Genomic DNA, 5,461 nt, shown 5'->3' with positions numbered 1-5,461 from the left:
GATATTGGCCGTATATTATCCCCTGCATATTTAGGTTCTATTTTTACTTTCACAGTTTTACCATCAGCTAAAGCTTTTGCCCACTCCTGTTCAAGACTATACCATTTACCACCAGAACGATTTATTTGTGAATTCATTGCTACTAAATTATCAATATCACCAGATCCCTCAAACATACTTGCGATTAAATGACCTCCATCATCATCTTGAAATCTATCATTTCTTCCATTTGGTCCATTTTGCCCAGCTTTTCGTTGTGCATAAGGATTTCTTTTAGCATCTCCTGTTTTTAATTCTCCTTCTACACTGGTAATGCGCCTCTCACTATCAGTTTTATAAGTATGACCTGATGATGATGTATACTCTACATCTGGTGCAAGTACTTTTCTGCGTTTAACTCTTTCATAATGATCTCCATATTTTACTTTAGCGGATAAAAGCGTATCCTTTGCTTGGTTAAACTCAGGCATATTAAATCTGAATCGTCCACCATTTCCGTCAGCAAAAGCAAATCGGTCTTTCAATGGTATTTGATTCGAAACGGAAGAGATGCCTTCTGAGAATTTTGCTAGATTCACACCTTCACCGAGTGTAGTTATTTTCCCTACTTTGCTTATCCCTTTATCCCCAATCCATCCTAATCCAAGTTCCATAAAAATATTTGTTCCCCATTTAGCACGACTTTCAGCATCACCATGCCAAACATCATTTATAAATGAATCCGAAACAGTATTCCACGCAGTAGAAGCTGTCTCTAGGGGATGACCTATAGCATACTTAATATTTTCTTTTGTTACTGTATCATCTAATGAATCAAACCCTTCTACAATACCTCCAATAACTTGCCCAGAACCAACGTATATACCATCCCAAATTTTTCTAAGCATAGATTTTTCAGAGGGTTTACTAAACATTGCACTATCTTCGATATTATCACCTGATAAATTGCTATTTACAAAATTGTCCGCTTTACGTGTTATCTTTTCTCCAATTGATTGAATAGAAGTTGTCCAGTCCATATTCAACCCTTGCGTACTAAATATACCACTTGCGGGACTAAAGCCTTTTCCACTTTGGACTTCCGCCAAACCCGTCGCAATGTTAGCGGCTAGTTGGAGTGCAGTATCATAATTACTACTAGAAGTATAATTAAATTCATATAGATGTTCTAATTTTTCTTGCAGTTTTTTCCTCATGACAGTAAAAAGATTCGCCATAGCGTCCATACCCGGGATTGGCATAGCTTGACTAATGGCTTCCATACTTGTTTTCATTCGGTCAATGTCCCGAATTTGTTCTAGTAACTCTTGTTCAATGACATCAGTTGAAGCTACCTTTGATTGAAATTGACTTGGAAAAGCATCATTCTGACGGATTAATTCTTCACATAAATAAATGATTCCTTGCGCTAAAGGACGAAAGGTTTGAACAAAAAATGCTTTTGCACTACTATATGTTTGCCCTTGTAACACAGTATCAACTGCAAAAGCGTCAATCGACTGAATCGCTTGTTCCATGCCTTGAATGGTAGCGATACATACAGCATTCATGCTTTGAGTTTGGCTTTGTACTTCTCCGAAATACATATTTAAACTCATGCATTGACCTCCCTTGCTAATTTTTGTTGTTGATAGGAAAGGTCGTTTTCTAAATCACTAAGGTCTCGTCTTTCTTTAAGCAACGTTTCTTTTTTGTTTTCCAATTCAAATGTGACTTTTCTTTCAATATGTTGTGCATCTTGATATGTATTCATAAGAAACTGAGACATTTCTCTATCACCATGCCAAGTTCCTAAAATTCGATCAAACAAACGATGGCTTCGACCTCTCCATTCATAAAAATCTGCTTCCGCTTGCTCCTGAATGTGAATCGCGGATTGATTTCGGTCTTGTTCTTCAAATACACTTCTTAACTTTTGATTTACTTGATTAATTTGTTTTTCAATATCTTGACTCATCATATTCCTCCTACCATTATACCTTTACGTAGGTTGTCACATTAGCGAAAAGTGTTGTGAAGTTCGTTATCCATTCTCTCAAACTCGTTAGCTACCGAATGAATATTATCAACCGCTTGTTGAAAGGCAACAAAAAATTGTTTCGTCAAGTCTAAAACTTGTTGATTAGCTTCTTGTGCTTTGGAGTTAACAGATAGTGTTGTACGCGTCGCCTTTGTTATAGAACGACTTGTTGCACTTTGAATCCTGTCAGAGGCTGATCCCATTTTCGTAGCAATTTGCGTTGCTGTTTGTAAATTACTTTGAAATTGTCCCATTCTTTCAAACCCTTTCTATAATTTTTCCAAACGTATCGAAGAAATTTCAATAAATATATGAGATTTCCCTATCAATATCGCCCTTTTTAAATGCGTGCCCACCTAAGCTGGGTACGCATTTAAATAAGCCATACAACTTATATTGTATGGCTCATTTAAAGTTCTTGTTATATAGGGTAAAACGTTTTTTATTTCAAACCGAAATTACGTGATAATTCTTCATCATGAGAAGCAACAGCCTCTGCAGTTTTATTAAGCTGCATATTAATTTCTTGTAATAGCTGTGCGAAGTTTTGTACTTTTGGCTTTAATTCATTGAACTGTTGGTCAAAACCTTCAAATGCACGACCTTCCCATTCTCCTCTTAATTCATTTTGTAAGTTTTGTAGTTGACGTAAAATATCCTCAATTTGATTTGCACCTTGTCCATATCGAGTGGCTTTCGATTTAAGCTCCTCTGGTGACATACGAATTTGTCCAGCCATTTTTATCTCTCCTTTAGTACATAATAAATAAAATATATTTTTTGGTTAATTTTACTAAACACATTATAACGCATTGTTAAGAACTTTCAAATATTTTATCTTTCTATAATAAAAATAAAATAGTAATCACAAAGACTATTCTTATTTCTTTTCCTTCACATTTAATCTTTAAACAAACCGAAAATCCCTTTCCGTTTTTTTCTAAATTTATCCATAATCTTTATTGAGAAAAAATTTTAAAATCGAGAGTGTTTTTTATGTAGCCTATAATGATAATTAATTCTTTGTTTTTATATATTTGTAATTTCCTATTTAAGAATCCTTGATATCTCCGCAAGAGTGTTTCAAAAGGTACACCTTATGGAATAATCTCTTTATCCCTCCCAAACCACTTCATAAGGTGTCCAACCATAATTTTGAAACCCAAAACAATAAATACCACCTTTTGAAGTGATTTTTATCGATTGGGCCGTTTTCCAAAACACAATTAAACAACGTGAATTCCATATTTATAGGAACTCACGTTGCTTCTTTTAAAACTATTATCTTAGTATTTATAAACATACATATCTTTACGGAGAGAGCATCTAGCAAAATTATATATCAATCAACTATAGAAAAATCCCCTCCAGCATAAGGTAGAGGGGATCTTCTAATTTCTATTTCAAACTACCCGCAATCTCCGTAAAGATAACTCCAAGCGCATGTGCACCTGCATCTGGATAGCCTAAGCTTCTTTCACCAACTGTACCAGCGCGACCCATACGAGCTACGATTTCTTTCGTATACTCTGCTCCTTTAACCGCTGCTTCTGCTCCTTTTTCAAAGGCAGTTTTCACGTCTACTTCGTTTGAAGCGCTAGCTAACCAAGAATCTACACATGGAGCAAGTGCATCAACAAGTGTTTTATCACCAACTTCTGCTCCTCTACCGAATGATCTTTCACCGATAGATTGTATGCCTTGCAGTGCCGCTTGCAATATTTCAGCGAACTCTTTGGCTGTTAACTCACGTTTTTCGCCTGCTGCTTTACTAGCTGCGCGGAATGCTCCGCCCCAAATTGGACCAGAAGCGCCGCCGCAATGTTCCATAATAATCATTGAACAACCGTCAAGGAATGATCCGATCGTTACATTCTCTTGATCTACAATAGAATGCCACTCACGCTTTAATTGCTTAAATCCTTTTGCAACACTCATTCCGAAGTCTCCGTCACCTGCATGTGTATCTAACTCACAGAACGGTACTTCATTTTTAATAATAATGTCACTCATTTTATCAACGAGATAAATCATGTTATTTAATGTAATGACATTATCTTTAATAACAGCGTGCTCTTCCGCTGTTTCTATTTCGAAGGAAACTTCCTTCTCTTCTACATCTTCAAGCACATTCACGTACTCTACACTTTGAACTGGTCCATCTACTTTAAACGCTGGTGTATTACACTCTTTCGATAGCAACGTTTTTAACTCGTCATCTAACTTCATCACTGTTAAAGACATACCTGCCATATCAATACTCGTCATATAGTTACCGACGAATACTCTATTAATCTTAATATTTCTAGCAGCTAATTCTCTCGTAACTGCGTTGTTAAATAAGTATAGTTCTTGCAGTGGTGTGCCGCCAAAACCATTTACAAGAAGCGCAATTTCCTCGCCATCTTTTACTCCTAAATCTTTTATTAAATCATTTGTCATACGGTTAGCTAATTCATCTGCTGACATCGTTTTTTCACGTTTAATACCTGGTTCACCGTGAATACCTACGCCGTATTCCATTTCATCTTCTTCAAGTGTAAAAGTAGGTGATCCGCTCGCTGGTACTGTACAAGAAGTTAACGCTAAACCGATTGTGCGCACGTTAGCCGCTGCTTTTTCCGCTACAGCTTTCACCGCTCCTAAATCCATTCCTGCTTCCGCTGCTGCGCCGGCAATTTTATGCACTAAAATAACTCCCGCAACACCGCGGCGTCCTACTGTATACAGGCTATCTTCTACCGCAATATCATCGTCTACTTTTACGTAGTCGACTTCAATTCCATCTTCAGTCGCTAAATGTGCACCGTTTTTGAAATTCATAATATCGCCGCTATAATTTTTAATAATTAATAACGTACCTTTTTTACTAGCTGTCTCTTTAATCGCCTGATATACCTGAATTTGTGAAGGAGAAGCAAACACATCTCCGCACACTGCTGCATCCAGCATTCCTTTTCCGACTAGACCTGCATGCGCTGGCTCATGACCACTACCGCCGCCACTAATTAACGTTACTTTATTTTCATTCATTTCTTTCTTCTTAATAACTTTATATTTTTTCAAAAACTCAAGCTCTGGATGAGCCATCACCATTCCGTTGCACATTTCCATTACTAATGTTTCTGGTTTGTTTATAATCTTTTTCATTGTGATTCTCCCTCAATTCCTTTAATATATTGTGATATATTTGAAATCTTCTTCTTACTACTCATGTTAAAATGAAAGCGTTTTATAGTAAACGGACAAAATGGACAATCTGTCTAAAGACACCGCTCTCATTTGTAGGTAGGATTTTCATATTACTACATTCTAGGGATGATTCAGATGACCTCTTCTATAATTTCTAAAAAGATAATCGCGAACTCATTGAAACATTTAATGGAAACAGAATCGTTTCATAAAATATCAGTGAGCGATATTATGTTACACTGTCAAATG

5 protein-coding genes and 1 pseudogene are annotated in these 5,461 nt (G+C 36.4%); 1 reads left to right on the top strand and 5 read right to left on the bottom strand.

The genetic code is table 11. From position 1 onward, the window contains the following. The 5 genes from AB3X49_RS16880 to dhaK form a co-directional block, all read right to left on the bottom strand. A partial coding sequence (locus AB3X49_RS16880; RefSeq protein ID WP_367963515.1) for a DNA/RNA non-specific endonuclease occupies positions 1–1,598 on the bottom strand: 1,598 nt, incomplete at its 3' end. Further along, the gene (locus AB3X49_RS16875) at positions 1,595–1,957 is read right to left on the bottom strand and encodes a DUF3958 family protein (RefSeq protein ID WP_340988128.1); all 363 of its coding nucleotides are present in this window, start codon (positions 1,955–1,957) and stop codon (positions 1,595–1,597) included. The genes AB3X49_RS16880 and AB3X49_RS16875, both read right to left, overlap by 4 nt. A gap of 41 nt (positions 1,958–1,998) precedes the next feature. Beyond that, complete coding sequence (locus AB3X49_RS16870; RefSeq protein WP_340985855.1) at positions 1,999–2,274, bottom strand: TIGR04197 family type VII secretion effector; 276 nt, start codon at positions 2,272–2,274, stop codon at positions 1,999–2,001. A 188-nt stretch (positions 2,275–2,462) separates the two neighbouring features. Then, on the bottom strand, positions 2,463–2,759 hold the full coding sequence (locus AB3X49_RS16865; protein WP_000918596.1) for a WXG100 family type VII secretion target: 297 nt from the start codon (positions 2,757–2,759) through the stop codon (positions 2,463–2,465). Between the two features lie 659 nt (positions 2,760–3,418). After that, positions 3,419–5,170: a dihydroxyacetone kinase subunit DhaK gene (dhaK, locus tag AB3X49_RS16860; RefSeq protein ID WP_367963512.1), complete on the bottom strand. Its 1,752-nt coding sequence runs from the start codon at positions 5,168–5,170 to the stop codon at positions 3,419–3,421. Positions 5,171–5,347: 177 nt separating this feature from the next. Here dhaK and AB3X49_RS16855 point away from each other — a divergent pair. Then, positions 5,348–5,461 (top strand): annotated as a pseudogene (locus AB3X49_RS16855) (dihydroxyacetone kinase transcriptional activator DhaS); the annotation flags it as partial.

Origin of the sequence: Bacillus sp. C30 (assembly GCF_040838255.1) — a bacterium.
GTDB lineage: Bacteria > Bacillota > Bacilli > Bacillales > Bacillaceae_G > Bacillus_A > Bacillus_A mycoides.
Note: the sequence above shows the minus strand (reverse complement) of the source record. Positions and strands in the feature narration are given on the sequence as shown.